At 64.2% G+C, this 20,535-nt stretch carries 20 protein-coding genes; 9 read left to right on the top strand and 11 right to left on the bottom strand.

The window, feature by feature from the left end:
- Positions 1–97 precede the first annotated feature (97 nt).
- The 8 genes from M729_RS0123420 to M729_RS0123455 all read left to right on the top strand — a co-directional run bounded on the left by M729_RS0123420 (position 98) and on the right by M729_RS0123455 (position 6,828).
- The gene (locus tag M729_RS0123420; protein ID WP_027163033.1) at positions 98–940 is read left to right on the top strand and encodes an ABC transporter permease; all 843 of its coding nucleotides are present in this window, start codon (positions 98–100) and stop codon (positions 938–940) included.
- The gene (locus M729_RS0123425) at positions 933–1,727 is read left to right on the top strand and encodes an ABC transporter permease (protein WP_027163034.1); all 795 of its coding nucleotides are present in this window, start codon (positions 933–935) and stop codon (positions 1,725–1,727) included. Before M729_RS0123420 ends, M729_RS0123425 begins: the two co-directional genes overlap by 8 nt.
- Positions 1,724–2,797, top strand: a complete 1,074-nt coding sequence (locus M729_RS0123430) for an ABC transporter ATP-binding protein (RefSeq protein WP_027163035.1) — start codon at positions 1,724–1,726, stop codon at positions 2,795–2,797. Before M729_RS0123425 ends, M729_RS0123430 begins: the two co-directional genes overlap by 4 nt.
- 13 nt (positions 2,798–2,810) lie before the next feature.
- Positions 2,811–4,085, top strand: a complete 1,275-nt coding sequence (locus M729_RS0123435) for a glycosyltransferase (RefSeq protein ID WP_027163036.1) — start codon at positions 2,811–2,813, stop codon at positions 4,083–4,085.
- Positions 4,082–4,432 (top strand): cupin domain-containing protein, encoded by a 351-nt coding sequence (locus M729_RS0123440; RefSeq protein WP_024504745.1) that lies wholly within the window; start codon positions 4,082–4,084, stop codon positions 4,430–4,432. Before M729_RS0123435 ends, M729_RS0123440 begins: the two co-directional genes overlap by 4 nt.
- A gap of 17 nt (positions 4,433–4,449) precedes the next feature.
- On the top strand, positions 4,450–4,791 hold the full coding sequence (locus M729_RS0123445; RefSeq protein ID WP_027163037.1) for a cupin domain-containing protein: 342 nt from the start codon (positions 4,450–4,452) through the stop codon (positions 4,789–4,791).
- Between the two features lie 23 nt (positions 4,792–4,814).
- Entirely contained in the window at positions 4,815–5,159 is a 345-nt protein-coding gene (locus tag M729_RS0123450) for a cupin domain-containing protein (RefSeq protein ID WP_013528939.1), read from the top strand.
- A gap of 160 nt (positions 5,160–5,319) precedes the next feature.
- The gene (locus M729_RS0123455) at positions 5,320–6,828 is read left to right on the top strand and encodes an aldehyde dehydrogenase family protein (RefSeq protein ID WP_027163038.1); all 1,509 of its coding nucleotides are present in this window, start codon (positions 5,320–5,322) and stop codon (positions 6,826–6,828) included.
- A 147-nt stretch (positions 6,829–6,975) separates the two neighbouring features.
- Here M729_RS0123455 and M729_RS0123460 read toward each other — a convergent pair whose 3' ends face one another.
- From M729_RS0123460 to M729_RS0123485, 6 genes are all read right to left on the bottom strand, one after another.
- On the bottom strand, positions 6,976–7,761 hold the full coding sequence (locus M729_RS0123460; protein ID WP_027163039.1) for a hypothetical protein: 786 nt from the start codon (positions 7,759–7,761) through the stop codon (positions 6,976–6,978).
- A 300-nt stretch (positions 7,762–8,061) separates the two neighbouring features.
- A complete protein-coding gene (locus M729_RS0123465) occupies positions 8,062–8,823 on the bottom strand; it encodes a glucose 1-dehydrogenase (protein WP_027163040.1) in 762 nt (253 codons plus the stop codon).
- Between the two features lie 10 nt (positions 8,824–8,833).
- The gene (locus M729_RS0123470; RefSeq protein WP_027163041.1) at positions 8,834–9,646 is read right to left on the bottom strand and encodes an ABC transporter permease; all 813 of its coding nucleotides are present in this window, start codon (positions 9,644–9,646) and stop codon (positions 8,834–8,836) included.
- Positions 9,646–10,509: an ABC transporter permease gene (locus tag M729_RS0123475; protein WP_013528934.1), complete on the bottom strand. Its 864-nt coding sequence runs from the start codon at positions 10,507–10,509 to the stop codon at positions 9,646–9,648. Before M729_RS0123475 ends, M729_RS0123470 begins: the two co-directional genes overlap by 1 nt.
- A 75-nt stretch (positions 10,510–10,584) precedes the next feature.
- Complete coding sequence (locus tag M729_RS0123480; protein ID WP_024504752.1) at positions 10,585–11,748, bottom strand: spermidine/putrescine ABC transporter substrate-binding protein; 1,164 nt, start codon at positions 11,746–11,748, stop codon at positions 10,585–10,587.
- The gene (locus tag M729_RS0123485; RefSeq protein ID WP_013528932.1) at positions 11,729–12,865 is read right to left on the bottom strand and encodes an ABC transporter ATP-binding protein; all 1,137 of its coding nucleotides are present in this window, start codon (positions 12,863–12,865) and stop codon (positions 11,729–11,731) included. The genes M729_RS0123480 and M729_RS0123485 overlap by 20 nt, the downstream gene beginning before the upstream one ends.
- A 114-nt stretch (positions 12,866–12,979) precedes the next feature.
- On the opposite strand from M729_RS0123485, the gene M729_RS01000000135610 reads away from it, so the two are divergent.
- Positions 12,980–13,786, top strand: a complete 807-nt coding sequence (locus tag M729_RS01000000135610) for a LuxR C-terminal-related transcriptional regulator (protein ID WP_024504754.1) — start codon at positions 12,980–12,982, stop codon at positions 13,784–13,786.
- 5 nt (positions 13,787–13,791) lie between these two features.
- Here M729_RS01000000135610 and M729_RS0123495 read toward each other — a convergent pair whose 3' ends face one another.
- The 5 genes from M729_RS0123495 to M729_RS0123515 all read right to left on the bottom strand — a co-directional run bounded on the left by M729_RS0123495 (position 13,792) and on the right by M729_RS0123515 (position 20,461).
- Positions 13,792–15,858, bottom strand: coding sequence for a 3-hydroxyacyl-CoA dehydrogenase NAD-binding domain-containing protein (locus M729_RS0123495; RefSeq protein ID WP_027163043.1), 2,067 nt, complete (start codon positions 15,856–15,858; stop codon positions 13,792–13,794).
- 137 nt (positions 15,859–15,995) lie between these two features.
- Entirely contained in the window at positions 15,996–16,943 is a 948-nt protein-coding gene (locus M729_RS0123500) for an ABC transporter permease (RefSeq protein WP_027163044.1), read from the bottom strand.
- A 3-nt stretch (positions 16,944–16,946) separates the two neighbouring features.
- On the bottom strand, positions 16,947–17,927 hold the full coding sequence (locus tag M729_RS0123505; RefSeq protein ID WP_027163045.1) for an ABC transporter permease: 981 nt from the start codon (positions 17,925–17,927) through the stop codon (positions 16,947–16,949).
- Between the two features lies 1 nt (position 17,928).
- The gene (locus tag M729_RS0123510; protein ID WP_027163046.1) at positions 17,929–19,398 is read right to left on the bottom strand and encodes a sugar ABC transporter ATP-binding protein; all 1,470 of its coding nucleotides are present in this window, start codon (positions 19,396–19,398) and stop codon (positions 17,929–17,931) included.
- 49 nt (positions 19,399–19,447) lie between these two features.
- Positions 19,448–20,461, bottom strand: a complete 1,014-nt coding sequence (locus M729_RS0123515; protein ID WP_013528926.1) for an ABC transporter substrate-binding protein — start codon at positions 20,459–20,461, stop codon at positions 19,448–19,450.
- Positions 20,462–20,535: the final 74 nt, after the last annotated feature.

Below are 20,535 nucleotides of genomic sequence, written 5' to 3' on the forward strand. Positions count from 1 at the left end.
GCACATCAGAGACCACGGCCGACGGCGGGTTTCCGCCGTCGGCCGCTGAATGCGGTACCCAATCGTGTCCTCAACCAGACTTCGTTCCTCCTTGCTGATGGCCCCGGCGCTGGCCTGGCTCGCGGCCTTGATGGTGGTGCCGTGCGCGCTGGTACTGGCGCTCGCCTTCTTCCGGCGTGGCATCTATGGCGGCATCGAATACACCTTCACGCTGGAGAATTTCGGCCTGGTCTTCGACCCGCTCTATGCCGGCATCTTCCTCAATTCGGCGCGCATCGCCGGCACCGCGACCCTGATCGCTGTGGTGATCGGCTATGCCGCCGCCTACGCGATATCGGCGGCACCGCGCCGGTGGCAGCCAGTGTTCCTGTTCTTCGCCGTGCTGCCGTTCTGGTCCAACTATCTGATCCGCACCTATGCCTGGATCGTGCTGCTCAACCGCGAAGGCCTGATTACCCAGCTGCTGCGCTGGTTCGGCTACACCGGCGAGCCGCCGTCGATGCTCTACACCGAAGGCGCCGTCATCGCCGGCCTGGTCTATAACTACCTGCCCTTCGTCATCCTCGCCTGCTACGCGCCGCTGTCGCGGCTCAACCCGGAACTCGCCGAGGCCTCGCGTGATCTCGGCGCTTCGGCAGCCACCACGTTCCGTCGTGTCATCCTGCCGCTGACCGTACCGGGCATCGCCGCCGGCGCGGTCTTCGTCTTCGTGCTGTCGATCGGTAATTTCGTCACGCCCGCGCTGCTCGGCGGCGGCCGCTTCCAGATGATCGGCAACCTCGTCTACGACCAGTTCCTGACCGCCAACGACTGGCCTTTCGGGGCGGCACTGGCGATGGCGCTGATTGCCATCATGCTTCTGGTACTGATGGCGCAAGCGCTGGCCGCCAATCGCGCCTCGGGTCACGTCACGCAAGCCGGCGGAGACACCGATGGCTGAGCGCTCCCCTGCCACGCCGCGCACGCTCTGGCTCGTGCTCAGCCTGGTCTTCGCTTTCCTCTACATCCCGATCGCCGTGCTGGTGGCGCTGTCCTTCAACGAAGGCGGGTTGCCGACGGCGTGGTCGGGCTTCTCCCTGAAATGGTATGTCTCGCTGGCCTCGAACAGCGCCATCCTGTCCGCGGCCCTCAACACGCTGATCGTGGCGCTGGTCTCGACCGCGATCGCCACTCTGCTCGGCACGCTGCTGGCGATCGGCATCGAGATGCGCCGGCAATACGGCAAGGCCCTCGAAGCGCTGATTTTCGCACCGATGATCATTCCCGACATCGTGCTGGCGATCGCGCTGCTCTCGTTCTTCTCCATGCTCAACCTGACAATGGGCCTGCACACCATCATCCTCGCCCATGTCGTCTTCAACCTCGCCTTCGTCTGCTCGGTGGTGCGCGCGCGGCTGAAGAGTTTCGACTGGTCGATCGTCGAGGCCTCCGCCGATCTCGGCGCCTCCGCGCTCACCACCTTCCGGCGGGTGACATTGCCGGTCATCGCGCCGGCGGTGATTGCAGGGGCGCTGCTCGCCTTCACGCTCTCGGTCGACGAGTTCATCATCGCCTTCTTCACCGCTGGTGCCGGTCGCGCCTCGACGACGCTGCCGATGCAGATCTACGCCATGATCCGCTTCGGCATCACGCCGGAGATCAACGCGCTGGCGACCATCGTCATGGCGGTCTCGATCACCGCGCTGACCCTGTCGCAGCGGCTCAACCGTGGGATCATCGGCCAATGAGCGAACCCCGCACTCTGCTGGCCATCGATCATGTGTCGAAGAATTTCGGCAGGGTGACGGCTGTCGACGGCATCTCGCTCGACATCCGCGAGAACGAGTTCTTCGCTTTGCTCGGCCCGTCCGGCTGCGGCAAGACCACGCTCTTGCGCATGCTGGCCGGTTTCGAGACGCCCAATGACGGGCGCATCCTGCTCGACGGACGTGACATCGCCAAAACCCCGCCCAACAAGCGGCCGGTCAATCTGATGTTCCAATCCTATGCGCTGTTTCCGCATATGAGCGTTCGCGCCAATGTCTCCTACGGCCTGGAGATGGAACGTTTGCCAACAGCTGAAATCCGCTCCCGCGTCGATGCCATCCTGGCGACGACCGAGCTCGTCCCCTTCGCCGACCGCAAGCCGGAGCAATTGTCGGGCGGCCAGAAGCAGCGCGTCGCGCTCGCCCGCGCGCTGGTCAAGCGGCCCCGGCTGCTGCTGCTCGACGAGCCGCTCGGCGCGCTCGACAAGAAACTGCGCGGCGCCATGCAGCTGGAATTGAAGCGCCTGCAGCACGAGGTCGGCATCACCTTCGTCATCGTCACCCATGACCAGGAGGAATCGCTCGTCATGGCCGACCGCATGGCGGTGCTGAAAGACGGCAGATTGCTGCAATGCGACACGCCGCACGCGATCTACGAACACCCCGCCGATCGCTTCGTCGCCGACTTCATCGGCGTGATGAATTTCGTGCCGGGCCAAGCCGCCGCCGATGGCGTTGTGGCCACGAATGGCGCACGCATATCAGGCAAGGTTCCGGCGACGCTCTCGCCCGGCACATCCGCTGTCGCTTCGGTGCGCCCTGAGCGCATCCGGCTATTCCCATCGGCGGAAACCGCCAACCGCATCACCGGCACGGTCGAGGCGCTGGCCTATCAGGGGCTTGACCTGCAGCTGCATGTCCGCACGCCCCTGTCGCCAAAGCCGTTCCTGGTGCGCGTCACCGCAGATGCCGCCGACCGCCGGCCGGTCTCGTCGGGCGACCAGGTCGAACTCGGCTGGGATGCCGCCGATGTCAGAATTTTCGCAGAATGACAGGAGAAGCCTGATGGCGCAGAAGACGATCGCGTTTTTTCCAGAAGCCGCCTACGGCCCGGCGCTCAATTCCGTCGGCATCGCCCAGGCAGTCGAAGCGCGCGGCCACAAGGCGGTGTTCCTGTCCGACCCAGGCTTCGTCGATGTCTACAAGGGCTACGGCTTCGAGGCGCATCCGGTGAACCTGTCGGAGCCGATGCCGCCCGAGCAGATGGCGAAATTCTGGGAGGATTTCATCAACGGCCATATCCCGAACTTCCGCAAATCGCCCTACGACCAGGTCGACAACTACGTCAAGGATTGCTGGACGGCGATCGTCGACAGCGCCAAATGGGCGCAGAAAGATCTGCCGCGCGTTCTCTCAGCCATCAAGCCGGATGTGATCTGCGTCGACAACGTCATCCTGTTCCCGGCCATCAAGCAGTACGGCAAGCCGTGGGTGCGCGTCATCTCGTGTTCGGAAAACGAGATCGAGGACGAGGACATCCCGCCCCATCTCTCCGGCTGCGGCGAGAACGACCATGCCGGCCACCAGCGCTACCGCGACCACTTCAATGCGGTGATCAAGCCGATCCATGACGACTTCAACGCCTTCCTCACCGCCAACCACGAGGCGCCCTATCCGATCGGCCAGTTCTTCGAAGCCTCGCCCTATTTGAACCTGCTGCTCTACCCGGAAGCGGCAAAATTCAAGCGCCGCCATCCGCTCGACCCGGCAAAATTCCAGTATCTCGAAGGCTGCGTGCGGCAGGAAAAGCCCTATGCGGTGCCGACCTTCGCCAAAAACAATGATGGGCCGCTGCTCTACGTCTCCTTCGGCAGCCTCGGCGCCGGCGATGTCGAGCTGCTGAAGCGCATCATCGCGACATTGGGCAAGACGCGCTACAGGGCTCTGGTCAATGTCGGCGGCTACAAGGACCAGTACACGGACGTGCCCAGTAACGTCATTGTCGACAGCTGGTTTCCGCAGCCCTCGGTCATCCCGCAGGTCGATGCCGTCATCCACCATGGCGGCAACAACTCGTTCACCGAGTGCCTCTATTTCGGCAAACCGGCCATCATCATGCCCTATGTCTGGGACGGCCACGACAACGCCACCCGCGTCGAGGAAACCGGCCACGGCTTCGGCATGCCGCGCTACGACTGGACCGATGCCGAGCTGGTTGCCAAGATCGAGACCTGCCTGACCGACCCGGCGATGAAAGCCAAGCTGGCGAAGACATCGGCGCAGATGCACGCGCAGAATGGCCCGGAGAAGGCGGCAGGATTGCTGGAGGGGTTGCTGTGACCTCCTCCGCCCCACACCTCCACCAGGCCTCCACCCGCACCGATCTCGTCGACTGGGGCGTCCAGCCGGATGCGCTCGGCGGCACTTCGCACTCGACCGGCAGGCTCGTGCACAAAGGCCCGAACAACCAGCCGGAATCCGGCATCTGGGTGTGCACGCCAGGCCGCTGGCGGCTCTCGATCCCGCGCGACGAATTGTGCCATTTCGTCGCCGGCCGCGCGACCTACCGGTCGGATGTCGGTGAGGTGATAGAAGTCTCCACCGGCACCGTGGTCATGTTCCCTGCCGGCTGGAGAGGCGAATGCACCGTGCATGAGACGATGCGCAACGTCTACATGCTGGCGTGACCACGGAGCTTAATGACATGTCGACACCGCACTGGCCGAAGGCTTCGGCCGTGGAATTGGAAGACTGGGGCGCGGGCAGCAACACGCTCGCCGGTTCGCCGCGCGCTTCGGGCAAGATCCTGGCGCAGAACCCGGACGGATCGAGCGAATGCGGCCTGTGGGCGTGCACGCCGGGCACGCGCAAGGTCACCTTTGGCGCCGCCGAATTCTGCCACTTCCTGTCGGGACGCGGCAGCTATGTCCATGACGACGGCGAGGAGATCGCGGTCGAGGCCGGCACGCTGGTATTCTTCCCCGCCGGCTGGACCGGCATCTCCATCATCACGCAAACGCTGACCAAGGCCTTCATGTGCCGCTGAGCACCCATTTCCAAGGAATCGATATGACAACCCCCATCATGAAATCCCCGCTTACCATTACCGACCTCGTCGACTGGGGCGTCATCCCGACCATGATCGAGGGCCAATCCCATACCTCGGGCAAGCTGCTGTACAAGGGGCCGGAAGGCCGCTCCGAATGCGGGCTTTGGGTCTGCACTCCGGGCAAATGGCACTGCCATGTCACCCGCGACGAGTTCTGCCATTTCCTCGAAGGGCGCTGCACCTATGTGCATGAATCCGGCGAGGTCATCGAGATCGAGCCGGATACGGCAGCGTTCTTCCCGCAGGACTGGAAGGGCGTCTGCACCGTCCATGAGACAATCAAGAAGGTCTACATGATCCGCTGAGCCTTCTCGATAATTCTGCCCTGCCGGACACCTGACGCGGCTTTCTGCGCTTCCGGTGCTCACGGACTAAATGTCCGCTGCGCTCCGGTTCTCGAAAGCCACGCCATCTGCCTCGGCAGGACGAATTCTCAAAAAGGCTCCATAAATGGAGAAGGACAAAATGGATTTCTCTCCTGACCGGCCAACCTTCTTCGTCAACCCGGACTACCGGTCGATGGCCGGCGCGGCAAAACCGGTGATCGATCCGGCGACGCTGGAAACCGTCGGCGCCATTGCCGCCGCCAGCGACGGCGAGATCGACGCTGTGCTCACGGCGGCAACCAGGGCGCAGGCCGCCTGGAAAAAGCTCGATGCCAAGAGCCGGGCCAAGCATCTGCATGCCGTCGCCAACGCCATCGAGGCGGCGGACTTCACGCGTTGCGCCGAGCTGATGGTGCGCGAGATGGGCAAACCCTACCCCGAAGCGATCGGCGAGATCGCCAATTGCGCGCCGATCTTCCGCTACTATGCCGAGATGGCGCGCGACGATGCCGGCAAGATCGCCGGCACGACGCAGGCCGGTTCGTTCCAGTATGCGCGCTACGAACCTTACGGCGTCTCCGTACACATCATGCCCTACAATTTCCCGATCCTGCTGATGTGCTGGACGGTCGCCGCATCGCTCGCCGCCGGCAATGCCTGCATCATCAAGCCGGCCGAGGCGACGACGCTGTCGACGCTGGACTACATGACCGTGTTCCGCTCGCTGCCAGAGGGGCTGGTCTCCTGCCTGCCCGGCGGAGCGGCCACAGCGCAGGCGCTGATCGCCTCCGACCGCACCCATGCGGTTGCCTTCACCGGCTCGGTCGCCGCAGGCAAGGCGGTGGCGGTGGCCTGCGCCGAACGCATGAAGCCGTGCGTGATCGAGGCCGGCGGCAGTGACCCGCTGATCATCAGCGAGCACGCGCCGCTCGAGATCGCGGCGGCCGGCAGCGTCACCGCCGCCTTCCACCTCACCGGCCAGGTCTGCACTTCGGCCGAGCGCTTCTTCGTCGTCGATTCCGTGCATGACCGCTTCGTCGCGCTGTTCGCCGAAAGGACGCGGGCGCTGCGCATCGGCAACGGCATGGACAAGACCGAGATCGGCCCGCTGGTCAGCGAAAGCGCGCGGACCAAAGTCATGCGCCTTGTCGACGATGCGATCGCTCATGGCGCCGTCGCAGTCACCGGCGGGCGTATCCCGCCTGCGTACAATGTCGGCTGGTTCTACGAACCGACGATCCTGACCGGCGTCACCCCTGATATGGCGATCGTGCGCGAAGAGTGTTTTGGACCCGTCGCCGCCATCTGCCGGGTCAGGGATTTCGACGAGGCGATCCGGCTTGCCAATGACAGCCCGTTCGGGCTCGGCGCTTCGGTGTTCACATCGGATCTGGCCGAAGCCCACGAGGCGGCTGAACGGCTCGAAGCCGGCATGGTCTGGGTCAACAACCCGCTGATCGACAATGATGCCCTGCCGTTCGGCGGCTGGAAGGCCTCCGGCCTCGGCCGCGAACTCGGACGCCAGGGCCTCGACGCTTTCCGCCGCTCCAAGATGGTGATCATTGACCACAAGCCGACAATCCAGGAATGGTGGTATCCCTATCCCGACAGCTGGTTCCGCGAGACCGGCGGCCGCAAGCACGTCTGAGTGTTTCGAGCCTGGCTATCCCTGGACGCCAGCTCGGTGGCTATCCCTGGATAGCCAGCCCGACCATGAGCGGGAAAAGGCAATGCCGCCGAGTGAAACCCGGCGGCATTGCCTTTGACTGACCACTACCGTTTCGGCAGCGGTTCGTTACGGCGTCGTTTCCGTCTGCATCGCGGCAGCCGTCTGGTCGATCTTGTCGGCAAGGACGCCCTGAGCCCAGGACGTGACCGCGGCGTCGACGGGCTTGTTGGCCATATCCGTCAATGCCGCGTCGAGCGAAGCATCATCGGTGCCGACGTCTGCCGCGGCAGCCGCCTCATTGGCGGCGGTGACCTCAGTCTGCTGAGCAGCGATTTCGGCCTGCAGATCCGTTATCTTTCCAGGCAAGGCTGCCTGATCTTCGGGAGTCATGGCCGCAACCTGCTCGGGCGTCAGCGATGTCAGCGCGCTCAACTGCGAATTCAGCGCATCCAGCTTCTCCTGGGCCGCTTCAGCGGCTGCCTGAGCGACCTTGGCTTTGGCCGACTGCGTCACGAACGCCTGGATGCCGGCGAACTTCTTGCTCTTCGAATTCATATAGGCGTTGATGTTGCGCTGCAGTGAGTTCAGCCGGCCAAGCTTGGCGTGGATGTTCTTCTCCTTGGGAACCGACGAAACCTTTGTGGTTGTGTCGACCGTGGTGTCGTCCGCTTTGGCCTTGGCCCGGCCCGGGGCCGACGAAGATTTGCCGTGCGAAGCGCCGCTCTTGCCATTGCTGCCGTTGTGGCCGTTGCCGCCCCCATTGCCATTGCCGCCAGCATTGCTACCGCCGTTGCCATGCCCGTTGCCTCCGGCATTGCCACCGCCACCGCCGTGCCCATTGCCGGCGAGCGCCGGAGATGCCAGGAGCGCCAATGCGGCAAGCGCCGCCAGCAGAGTTTTCCGGTTTGTCATGGTAATCTCCTCGGGAATCGTCGCCCTGGCCCGACCGCTAAGCGACCGTCCTATGAGGAATTGCTAATAGTGCAGAGTAAACTTTAGACAAATGCTGTCTCAATACGCGATCTGGCACCCGGCCAGAAACTTAACCTACTGATATCAAACACAAATTCACGCTCTTGGACGGCCATGGCACTGAAGTCCCATGCCGGCAGGACTATAGTCCTGCCGGCAAGCAGCGGCATGGGTGAAAGTCTTTGCGTGGTATATCGGACAAGCTTTGAAAACAGGGAGTTGATAGCGAAAGCAAAAGGCTCAGCCGATACTTTCACCGCCGTCGATTACCAGCGCCTGGCCGGTCATGAAGGATGAACGGTCGGAGACAAGGAACAGGATCGCTTCGGCGATCTCATCGGCGCTGGCCCAGCGGCCCATCGGGATCTTGGTGCGGACATAGGTTTCGATCGCCCCGCGCCCGCCCATCTGGGCGATGAACGGTTCGTTGAACGGCGTGTCGACCCAGCCCGGACAGAGCGCGTTGATGCGGACATTATGACGGGCATAGTCGAGCGACATCTGCCGTGTCATCGCCACCACCGCATGTTTGGAGGTTGCGTAGGCGATCATCTCGCGGTCGTAGAACACGCCCGAATTGGAGGCGGTGTTGAGGATGACGCCGCCGCCTCGTGCGATCATCGATGGCATGACGATCCTGGCCGCCAGGAACTGCGCCCGCACATTGACCCGCCACGAGGCATCCATGCCGCCGACCTCCACTTCGGTCAGCGTGCCGCCGACCTGGATGCCGGCGTGATTGTGCAGGATGTCGATGCGCCCATGCCTGTCGAGCGTGCCGGCAATGAGCTGTTCGACCGCCGCATCATCAGCGACATCGGTCTTGATCGCCTCGGCCCGTCCACCCGCTGCCCGAATGTCCGAAGCCGTTGCTTCGCCGGCAGCCTGATCCCTGTCGGCGATGACGACCATCGCGCCTTCCCTGCCCATGATCATGGCGCCGGCGCGCCCGATGCCGGAGCCGGCGCCTGTCACCACGGCGATGCGGTCTTTGAGGATCATGATGCGGCTTTCAGTTCGACGGCTTGCGATGGCGCAACTGCCATTGGGCAAGCACCACGAGCAGCACGGAAGCGACGAGCACGATCGTCGCGATGGCGTTGATCTCCGGCGTCACGCCGCGCCGGATCGACGCGAAGACATAGATCGGCAGCGTCGTCTGCGCGCCGGCGACGAAGAAGGCGATGATGAAATCGTCGAAGGAAAAGGTGAAGGCGAGCAGGAAGCCGGCAACGACCGCCGGCATGATCTGCGGCAGCACGATCGAGCGGAACGTCGTCAACGGCGTCGCGTAGAGATCGCTCGACGCCTCGACCAGATTGCGGTCGAGGCTGCCGAGCCGAGTGCCGACGATCATCGTCACCAGCGCCATCGAGAACAGCCCGTGCGCCGCGATGATCGAACCATAGCCGAGCGCCAGCCGCGGCGGCTGATCGTCCGGCCAGATCGAGGCGAGGAACGGATTGACGACAGTGAACAATTGGACGAGCGCGACCAGAGTCGAAATGCCGATCACGACGCCCGGAACGACGATCGCGGCGCCCAGAAGTGCGTCGAAGACCGCGCGGGTCCGCACGCCGACGCGCGCCAGGCCGAGTGCCGCCGCGGTGCCGCACAGCGCCGCCAGCAAGGCGCTGGTGGTGGCGATGAACAGGCTGTTCTTCAGCGCTTCGACCAGGAACGGGTTCGCCAATGCCTTGCCGTACCATTGCACCGAAAAGCCGGTGAACTCGCTGGCATGGTGGCCGGCGTTGAAAGAAAACAGCACCACCAGCGCGATCGGCAGATAGAGGAAAGCGAACACCGCAATGACGAAAGCCCGCATCAGATCAGATCCACCCGGCGCGCGCCCGAAACCCGGGTCGAAATGCGGTTTGCGGCAATCAGCACCACCACCGATACCAGCACCAGTGTGATGGCGATGGCCGATCCGAACGGCCAGTTGCGCGATTGCAGGAACAGGTCGACCAGCGCATTGCCGATGAAGAACACCTTGCCGCCGCCAAGCAGCGTCGGGATCAGATATTCGCCGAGCAGCAGGATCATGACCAGCGAGAAGCCGGTCATCACGCCCGGCAACGACAGTTTCAGGGTCACGCCCAGGAAAGTCGATAATGGCGTGGCGCCGAGATCGGCGGAGGCTTCCAGCAGCCTGCGGTCAAGCCGTTCGAGGCTGACATAGATCGGCAGGATCATCAGCGGCAGGTAGCCATAGACGATGCCGAGCAGCACCGCGCCCGGCGTGTTGATCAGCCTGACATCCTCGATGCCGACAAAGGCGAGCAGCGCCGGAATGCCGCGCCCGCCCAGAATGTACATCCAGGCATAGGTCCGCATCAGCAGGCTGGTCCAGAACGGAATGACGACCAGCGCCAGCAGGATCAGCCGCCAGCGCTGCGGCGCGCGCAAGGCGAGATAGTAGGCAACGGGATAAGCGACGAGCAGGCAGGCGAGCGCTCCCACCGGCGCCAGCACCATGGTGTTCCAGAAGGCGGTCGCCCGCGCCGGAAGATTGGCATATTGCGCCAGCGTAAAGGCGGCCTGATAGCCGCCTTCCGGTGCGCGTTCGCCGACGCTGAACACGGCGATGGCGATGAACGGCAGCACCAGGAACACCACCAGCCACGCGGTCGCCGGACCGAGCAGCATGGCGGTCAGAAAATTCCTACGAAGACGGCTGCCGTGCATGGAAAGATTGCCCCGGTGCCGGCGGGCATAAACCCGCCGGTCAAATTATCTGAGTCGAATTTGAGGCCGCCTGGCTCAGGCCGACTTGAAGCGCGCCATCAGTTCGGCACGGCCGGGGTCGGTCAACGTTGCCGCCGCGCCGAATTCCAGCGGCGTCAACAGGTCGGCTGCCGGATAGAGGATCGGGTTGTCGAGCACCTCCTTGGGCAGCAGCTTGTTGACGCGCGCATCGGTCGACGGCGCACCATTGGCCAAATGCTCCTTCACCGCCACCTGCGGATTCATCAGGTAGTTGAGCAGCGCGTAACCGGCGGGCTTGTTCGGCGCGTCTTTCGGAATGGCATAGAAATCGGTCCAGATCTCGCCGCCTTCCTTGCCCAGCACATAGGCGATCTCGGGAATGTCGCGATGCAGCTGCGCGCCGTCATTCGTCCAGCACATGGTCATCCACGCGTCGCCGGCGCGCATCCCCGGCTGGTAGTCGGAGGAGACCGCGAACAGATGCGGCTTGACCTTCAGCAGCAGCTCCTCCGCCTTGGCCAGTTCGTCCTGCTTGAGCGAATTGAACGAGTAGCCGTAATATTTCAGCGCATTGCCGATCGTGGTCAGCTGGTAGTCATGCACCATGGTGCGGCTGTCGCCTTCCGCCATGGCGGTGTCCCAGAACTCCTTCCAGCTGGTCATCGGCTTGGTCAGCTTCTTGGTGTTGACGGCAAAGCCGGTGGTGCCCCAGTTCTTCGGCACGGCGTAGATCGTCCCATCGATCGTGCCCTCCGAGGTGAAGCGCGGATCCTCTTGCGAGCCGTCGAAATTCGGCAGCTTCGCCATCTCCAGCGGCTCGATGATGCCGAGCTTCTTGTAGGTCGAGATCGTGTAATTGGTCGGCACGAACAGGCTCCAGCCCGAGGCCCCGGCCTGCAGCTTGGCCAGCATCTCCTCATTGGAGCCGAACACGTTGACCTCGACGGCGACGCCGGTGTCCTTCTTGAAGTTCTCGAAGGTCGCCGGGTCATGATAGTTCGGCCAGGTGGCGATCGACATGCGATCGCCAAGGCTTTCCGCGGCAAAGGCCGGTGTCGGCATGATGCCGATCTCGCGCGCCATCACCGCAGTGGCAATGCCAAGGCCGGTGAGACCGAGAAAGTCGCGGCGGCCGATCGAGCCGCGCTTCAAACGCATCAGCTGGTCGACGAAATTCTCGGGGCTTATCGGCAGTCCGTCACGATATGATTTCGACATGTTTATCTACCCTCTGGTTGGCCCCGTTGTTCTTGGTCTCCGCAAACGCCAGCGGCGTTCCGGAGGCAAAGCCGATGGCGACGGGTTCACCCGGCTTGAAGAGATTGCCGTGACCGATCAGGTGATCGGCTTTGGCCAGCAGCGTTCCGATGCCCTTGACCTCGATCGCGTATTCCGCCGTCGAGCCCAGGAATATCCGGTTGCGGACGATGCCCTTGAATGGGCCGCTTGCCTGGGCGCCGAGACTGAGCGATTCAGGACGCAGGCTGACCGAAACGACCTCGCCCTGCTGCAAGGCGGTCCGTTTGCGCGCCGCAATGACGGTGCCGTCGGCAAGCGCCACCTCCACCAGATCGCCCGAATGCCCGGCGACAGTACCGCTCAAGAGATTGGTCTTGCCGACGAAATCGGCAACAAACAGGTCGGCCGGTTCGTCATAGATCTCGCTCGGCTGCCCGAGCTGGACGATGCGGCCGCCATTCATGACGCAGACGAAATCGCTCATCGACAGCGCTTCCTCCTGGTCGTGCGTGACCAGCACGAAGGTGATGCCGATCTCGCGCTGCAGGTTCTGCAGCTCGATCTGCATGTCGGTGCGCAGCTTCTTGTCGAGCGCCGCCAGCGGCTCATCGAGCAAGAGCACCGCCGGCTTGTTGACCAGGGCGCGGGCAAGCGCCACACGCTGCTGCTGGCCGCCCGACAGTTCGTGGATCTTGCGGCGGCCATAGCCGGCGAGCCGCACCATTTCGAGCGCCTCGCCCGCTCTTGAGGCGATCTCGCGCGAAGACAGCCTTGGCCGCGCCTGGCGCAGCCCGTAGGCGACATTGTCCTCGACATCGAGATGCGGAAACAGCGCGTATTGCTGGAACACCATGTTGACCGGCCGCCGGTAGGGCGGCGTGCCGGCCATGTCCTGGCCGCGAATGAACACCTGGCCTTCGCTCGGCTGTTCGAAGCCGCCGATCATGCGCAGGCAGGTGGTCTTGCCGCAGCCGGAGGGACCGAGCAGCGCGACAAAGGCGGAGGGCGGGACAGCGAGATCGATGCCGCTGACCGCGGTCACCGCGCCATAGCGCTTGGTGACGCCGCGAAACTCGATGTCGGGCACTGCGGTCAAGGCTGATGGCTCCAGCAACAGGGCAATATCGGAACGCTACCAGAGCCAATGGCGGCTAGTATATACCTCTCAGGTGGTATATCTGGTCTATTTTCTCGTTTAAGGGGGTATGCATTGTCCCGCAGCGACGAATACAGCCGGCTCGCCACGCTCGTCGCGACGACGCGGGAGACCAGCGGCGACCTCTTTGGCCAGGCGCTGGTCGAGTGGCTGCGGCAGCACGTTAGATTCGACCACTGCGTGATCTTCGGCTATCGCGGCGCCTCGCGCCCGCCGCTGCTGTTCGAGACCTTCTCGCCCACCGAGAGCCATGTGTTCGTCGCGCTCTATCAGGAAGGGCCGTATCTGCTCGATCCGTTCCATCACGCTGCGGTCGAGCGTAAGGAAGGGTTCTGGCGCATGCGCGAGCTGGCGCCGGACCGTTTCTATGCCAGCGAGTATTTCCGCTCCTATTACAGCCAGACCAGGCTGGCCGAGGAGGTCGGCTTCTTCGTGCCGCTGCCGGGCAAGGATGCGCTGGTTCTGTCGCTGATGCGGCTGCGCGCTTCAGGCCCGTTCGGCACCGCCGATGCCAGATTGCTGCGCGATATGGCGCCGGCGGTGATCAGCTTCATCAGGTTGCGCTGGCCTGCTCTTCCGGCCGACGAAACGGCGGAAGCGAAGCAGGACGAGACGGCCGCTATGGTCAACGAGTTCGACCGCGCCCATATCTGGCAGAGCCTGTCGCTGACGCCGCGCGAAAAGCATGTCGTCGACCTGGTGTTGCAGGGGCATTCGACGGAGTCGATCGCCCGCGCCATGCGCATCGTGCCGGGAACCGTGAAGGTCCATCGCCGCAACATCTACCGCAAACTCAAGATCAAGTCGCAGGCCGGCCTGTTCGCGCGCTTCGTCGAGATCATCGATGCACGGATCCGGTAGGCTCTCTAACCGCCGGCTTCCCACGACCCGGTCTCGGCCATCCGCTTCAGCAACGGCGCCGGCTTGAACACATCCTTGCCCGTCCGTTGATGCCAGTATTCGAGCCGCTCGATGATCCTGGCCGGACCTTCAAGGCCAACCCAGAACATCGGTCCGCCCTTGCCGATGGGAAAGCCGTAGCCATTGACCCAGACGACATCGATGTCGGACGCACGGGCCGCTATGCCTTCCTCCAGGATCTTGGCGCCCTCGTTGATCAGGGGGTAAAGCGTGCGCTCTACGATTTCCTCCGCACTGATCACACGCGGTGCGATACCGTTCTCGGCGGCCTTGTCGCGGATCAGCGCTTCAACCTCGGGATCCGGCACTGGCGTGCGCGCGCCAGCCTCATAGAGATAAAAACCCCGACCGGTCTTCTGGCCGAAGCGTCCTTGTTCGCACAGCGTGTCGGCGATCACGGCTTTCTGGCCGCGTGCCTTGCGGTTGCGCCAGCCAATGTCGAGACCGGCGAGATCGCCCATTTGGAACGGCCCCATCGGCCAGCCGAAATCGGTGAACACCTGGTCGAGCTGGCTGGGCGTTGCGCCTTCCAGAAGAAGCGCTTCCGATTCCGAGCCCCGCGCGGCAAGCATGCGGTTGCCGACGAAGCCGTGGCAGACGCCGACCACGACGGCCACCTTGCCGATCCGCCTCGCCAGGTCGACTGATGTCGCCAGCGCATCGGGCGCGGTCTTCTCGGCGCGCACGATCTCCAAGAGCTTCATGACATTGGCCGGCGAAAAGAAATGCAGGCCGAGCACATCCTGCGGCCGCGAGGTCGAGCCGGCGATTTCGTTGATATCGAGATAGGAGGTGTTGGTGGCCAGGATCGCGCCGGGCTTGGCCACGGCTTCGAGCTTGCCGAACACCTCCTTCTTGACCGCCATATCCTCGAACACCGCCTCGACGATCAGGTCGCAATCGGCGAGATCGGCATAGTCGGTGGAGCCCTTGAACTGGGCGAGCCGTTGCCGCTTGGCGTCTTCGCTGAGCGAACCGCGCGTGACGGACACCGAGTAGTTCCTGTCGATGGTCGCCAAGCCGCGTTGCAGGGCCTCGTGGCTGGTTTCCAGCAAAATCACGGAATAGCCGCCATTGGCGAAGGCCATGGCGATGCCGCCGCCCATCGTACCGGCGCCGATGACGCCGACGCGGGCGATCCTGCGCTTGACGACGTCTTTTCCTGGAAGCTTTGCCGCCTCACGTTCGGCGAAGAACAGATGGCGCTGCGCCCGCGATTGGTCGCTGGCGACCAGCTTGACGAACAGCGCACGCTCTGCCGCCAGTGCCGCATCGAACGGCAGCGTGACGGCATTGCGCACCGACTGCGCGCAAGCGATCGGCGCCTCGAGGCCGCGCGCTTTCCTGGCAAGATCCGCAGCCCCGGCGTCGAACGCCGCGAGATCAGTCTGCTTGAGACCATCATTGCGATCGCGCACCGGCGTGAAGGGACCGCCCTTGCGGGCGATTTCCCCAGCGAAGTTCACGGCATGCGTGGTCAGATCGCCTTCGAAGACGGCATCGACGAGACCGGCGGCGTGCGCCTCGGTCGCGCCGATCGGCGCACCTGAGACGATCATCTTCAACGCCTTCACCGCGCCGACAAGGCGCGGCAGCCGTACCGTGCCACCGCCACCCGGCAGCAGGCCGAGTTTGACTTCCGGCAGGCCGAGCTTGGCGCCGGCATCGGCAACACGGAAATGGCAGCCCAGCGCCAGCTCCAGCCCGCCGCCGAGCGCGGTGCCGTGGATGGCTGCGACCGTCGGCTTGGCGATGGTTTCCAGCGTCGCCACGATGGCGCGCAGTTCGGGCTGCTGCATCGGCTTGCCGAACTCGGTGATGTCGGCGCCGGCGACAAAGGTCCGGCCGGCGCATGCCATGACGATGGCGGCAACCGACGCATCGTCGCGCAATTCGACCAGCGCCTGCATCAGCGGTTCGCGGACATGGAAGCTCAGCGCGTTGACCGGCGGATTGTCGATGGTGACGACGGCAACGTCGCCGTCGCGGCTGACCTTCACAAAATCGGACACGCAAACCTCCCAGCATTATTCAGCGGCCGCGGCCACGCGAACGGGATTTACAGCGCCATAACGTCGAAGGGAACCGGATGTCGGCCTGGCACAATGATTACAGGCCTTGAAGGTGTCTGGGAGGACGAAGGCGGAGGCTACCGCAGCGCCTTCTGCCCGCCCGCCGCCGTGATCACCCCGACAATGATCAGCCCCGTCAGCAGCAACCGCACCCCGGCGCTCACCCCAAACGTGTTGAGCATGGTCAAAAGCAGCACCAGGAACAAAGCCGCGCCCCAGACGCCGGGGACATTGGCCTTGCCGCCGGCGACCGACGTGCCGCCGATGACGACGACGGCGATCGAGGCCAGCAGGTATTCGTTGCCGATGTCGACATTGGCGCCGCGGAAATAGCCGGCGAGCAGCGCGCCGTCGATGCCGCCGAGCGCGCCCGACAGCGTGTAGGTGAGGAAGCGGATGCGGCCGACATTGACGCCGGCCAGCCACGCCGCGCGAATGTTCTGGCCGATCGCCAGCACCGAGCGGCCATAGATCATACGCTGCAGCGCGATGGCCGCGCCGACGGTGAACAATACCGTGAGGATCGCCAGCACCGGAATGCCCAGCACCTGCCAGTTGGCGAAATCGGCGAAGCCCGGCGGCGGCTTGATCTGCAGCCCGCGGCCATAGCTGATGTCGATCGACTGGATGATGAAGCTGGCCGATAGCGTGGCGATGATCGGCGGGATGCGCAGCGCCCAGATCAGCAGGTAGTTGGCGGCGCCGATCGCCGCCCCGCAGGCAAGTGCCGCCAAAAGCCCGACCGCGATCATGGAATCGTTGCCGTCCATCACCTTCATCGCGACGGCGCTGGCAAGGCCGATATTGGCCGGCAGCGACAGGTCGACATTGCCGGGGCCGAGCGTGATGACGAACATCTGGCCGACGCCGACGATGACGGTGAACACGGCGAGCGACAGCGCCGCCGTGACCATGCCGCCGCCGCCGTAGCCGCCGGTGAAGGCGATCGTTGCCAGCCACACCAGAAGCGCGCCGACGAACGACCAGATCCAGGGTTTGCCGGCCAGCGATTTCACGAAAATCATCGCTCACCTCTCCCGGCGGCTGATCAGCACCCGCGCCGCCAGCACTATGATGAGGATGGCGCCGTTGGCGGCAACCTGCCAGTCGGGCGGAATGTGCATGAAGGTGAGCAGCGGCGAGGCGGCGAGCGCCAGCGTCAGCGCGCCGATCACCGCACCGATCGGCGACACCCGGCCGCCGACGAATTCGCCGCCGCCGAGGATGACGCCGGCGATCGCCAGCAGCGTGTAGCCATTGCCGATATTGGCATCAGCCGAGGTGGTGATGCCGATCAGCGCCATGCCGGACAGCACGCCGAACAGGCCGGCGAGCGCAAACAGCACAATCTTGGTTCGGAGCAGCGACCAGCCGGCGCGACCGAGCGCCGCCGGATTGCCGCCCGAGCCGCGCAAGATCACGCCGTAGGAGGTGCGCATCAGGCCGAAATGGACGATGAGGCCGATCAGCAGCGCCGCAATGATCGGGAACGGCACAAAAGGCGGCTTGAACGCCATCAGCCCGAGCAGCCAGTCCGGCGCCTTGCCGCCCGGTTTGGGCAGAACGAGAATCGCGAGCCCCTGCCAGACGAAGCTCATGCCGAGCGTCACCACGATGGACGGCAGGTTGCGCAGATGGATCAGTGCGCCGAGCAGCGCATAGACGCCGATCGATCCGAGCAGGATGGCGGCGCCGAGCAGCGGCGCGTCCTTCAGCCAGGTCGCGGTGACACAGCCGACGAAGCCGACGAAAGTGCCGATCGACAGGTCGAGCTCGTTTCCGGCAATGACGAACATCTGCGCGATCGTCGCCAGCGCGATCGGGATCGCCAGGTTCAGCATCAGGCTGAAGCCGAAATAGCTGATGGCGCGCGGGTTGAGCCAAGCGATGGCGAGCAGCACCAGCGCCAGCGACAGCGCCGGCAGCAGCCCGCGCAGCAAGCGCGCACGGGCCAGCGCGCCACGTTCGGCGGAAGTCCTGGCAGCGGTGTCGAGGCTGGCGGCCGTCATCTCAGGCCGCATCGCCGAAGGAGGACTGGATGATCTTCTCTTCGGTCAACTCGTCGCGACGCAGATTGGCGACGATGCGGCCGTTCTTGAAGACATAGATGTGGTCGCAATTGTCGAGCTCTTCGGTTTCCGTGGTGTACCAGAGGAAGGTACGGCCTCGGGCAGCCTCCTCGCGCACGAGGTCGTAGACCTCCAGCTTGGTGCCGATGTCGACGCCGCGCATCGGGTCGTCCATCAGCACGATCTGTGCATCCGAGCCGAGCGCACGCGCAAACAGCGCCTTCTGCTGGTTGCCGCCCGATAGCGAGAAAATGTTGTTGTTCATGTCAGGCGTACGGATGCCGATCTTCTTCTGCCAAAATGCAGCAAGCTCGGCCTCACGCTGCGGCGAGATCAGCAGCCCGCTGCGCAGCCGCGCCAGCGAGCGGATGCCGATGTTCTCAGCAATCGACCATTCCGGAAAGATACCGTCCGACTGGCGGTCGCCGGCGACCAGCGCCACCGGTGCGGTCACCTCGATGCTGGCCCGGGCGCGCGATGCCCCGCTAAAGATCGCCAGCAGCAGGTCGGTCTGTCCATGTCCCGCAAGCCCGGCAAGGCCGATAATCTCACCGGCGCAGGCGACGAGGTCGGTGCCGTCCTTCTGCGCGGCGGGCCGCGCCCGGACCCGCAGCGGACTGGCGGCGGGCTTGGCGGAAGCGATTTCAGCGGCGATCTTCTGGCGCGCCTCCGCTCCGCCCATCGCCGTCACCAGCCGGTCGCGGTCGAATGCATCCGCCGCATCGGCGACAACCACCTTGCCGTCGCGCATCACCACGATGCGGTCGGCGTTGCGCAGCACCTCCCCCAGCACATGCGAGATCAGGATGCAGCTTTTGCCGCCGGCAACGAAGCGGCGCACGAAGGCCAGCAACTGGCCCGCCGTATGCGCGTCGAGCGACGATGTCGGCTCGTCGAGGATGACGAGGTCGAGACGATCCTGGGTGACGGTGAAGGCGCGCGCCACTTCGACCATCTGGCGACGGCCGATCGACAGGTCGCCGACAATGTCCGACGCCGAGATGCTATGACCCGGAAAGATCTCGTCGAGCTTGGCGGCGATCAGCTCGGCCGCCTTGCGCCGCCAGCCGAAGCCACGCAGCGAAGCGTGGTTGATGCGTGTGTTCTCGGCGACGCTGAGATTGGGGCACAGCGACAGCTCCTGGAAGACGCAGCGTATGCCAAGCTGCTGCGCGCGCGACACCGAGTAGTTGTCCTCGATGTCGCCATGCACGCCGATCTGCCCGCTGTCGGGCACCAGCGTGCCCGCCACCATGTGCATCAGCGTCGATTTGCCGGCGCCATTGTGGCCGACGAGCCCGACGCATTCGCCGGGTCCGACGTGAAAATCCACGCCACCCAGCGCGCGAACGGCGCCGAAATGCTTTTCGGCGCCGTTCAGTCTGATGATGTCAGCGTTACCCCTGGGCATGCTCAACGATACTCGCTTGGCGATACGGACGGCAACGCTTGGCCGACATTCACTTGATGTTGGCTTTGATGGCCGCGATCGCGTCTTCCTGCGTGTATTCGTGGCTGGCGACGCCGCCCTTGGGGATCTTTGGCAGCTCGGCCTCGAAATCGTCCTGGGTGAAGGCCAGATACGGCACCAGCAGGTCATGCGGGATGTCGGTGCGGCCGTCGAGCACCTGCTGCGCCACCCAGAAGGCGAGCGATGACACGCCGGGCGCGATCGACGCCGACCAGGTCTGATAGCCGTCCTTGTCCTTCTGCTCCTTCCACCACTGCAACTCGTCCTGGCGGTTGCCCATGATGATGGTCGGGCGCGGCTTGCCAGCGGCGGCGAAGGCCTGTGCGGCGCCGTAACCGTCGCCGCCCTGGTCGACGACGCCGACGATGTCGGGCAGCGACGGCAGGATGGTCGCCACCGCCTTTTGCGCCGTCGTCTGGTCCCAGTCGCCGGTCACCGAACCGACGATCTTGAACTCGGGATGGGCGGCGACGCCTTCGAGGATGCCGGCATGGATGGCATCATCGATCGAGGTGCCGGCAAGGCCGCGGATTTCAAGCAGATTGCCGCCCTTGGGCTGGAACTTGGCCATCTGCTCGACTTCCTGCTTGCCCATGTCCTTGAAGTCGACGACGACGCGGTAGGCGCAAGGCTCGGTCACGGTGCCATCGAAGGAGACGACGGTGATGCCGGCATCGCAGGCCTGCTTGATGGCGCCGTTGAGCGCATCCGGCGAGGCAGCGTTGATGACGATCGCGTCATAGCCCTGCAGGATCAGGTTCTGCACCTGCGCCGCTTGCGTCGGCACCTCCTTGTCGGCGGTGGTGAAGATGTCGGCCGCGCCGACCACTTTGTCGGCGACCGCCTTCTTGGTGACGATGCCATAGCTGTCGAGCATCGCCTGTCGCCAGGAATTGCCGGCATAATTGTTGGAAAAAGCAATCTTCTTGCCACTGGTGTCGGCCAGCGCCGTGCCCGAAGCGAGCATTGCCGCCAGAGCGCCCAGAACGAACAGTTTCTTCATGTCGTTATCCTCCCAGATGTGTTGACTGCTGCATTCCCACCGGCTTTGACCCCGGCCTCACTCCCAACTCTGAT

This window comes from Mesorhizobium sp. WSM1293, assembly GCF_000513875.1.
In the GTDB taxonomy this organism is placed as follows: domain Bacteria; phylum Pseudomonadota; class Alphaproteobacteria; order Rhizobiales; family Rhizobiaceae; genus Mesorhizobium; species Mesorhizobium ciceri.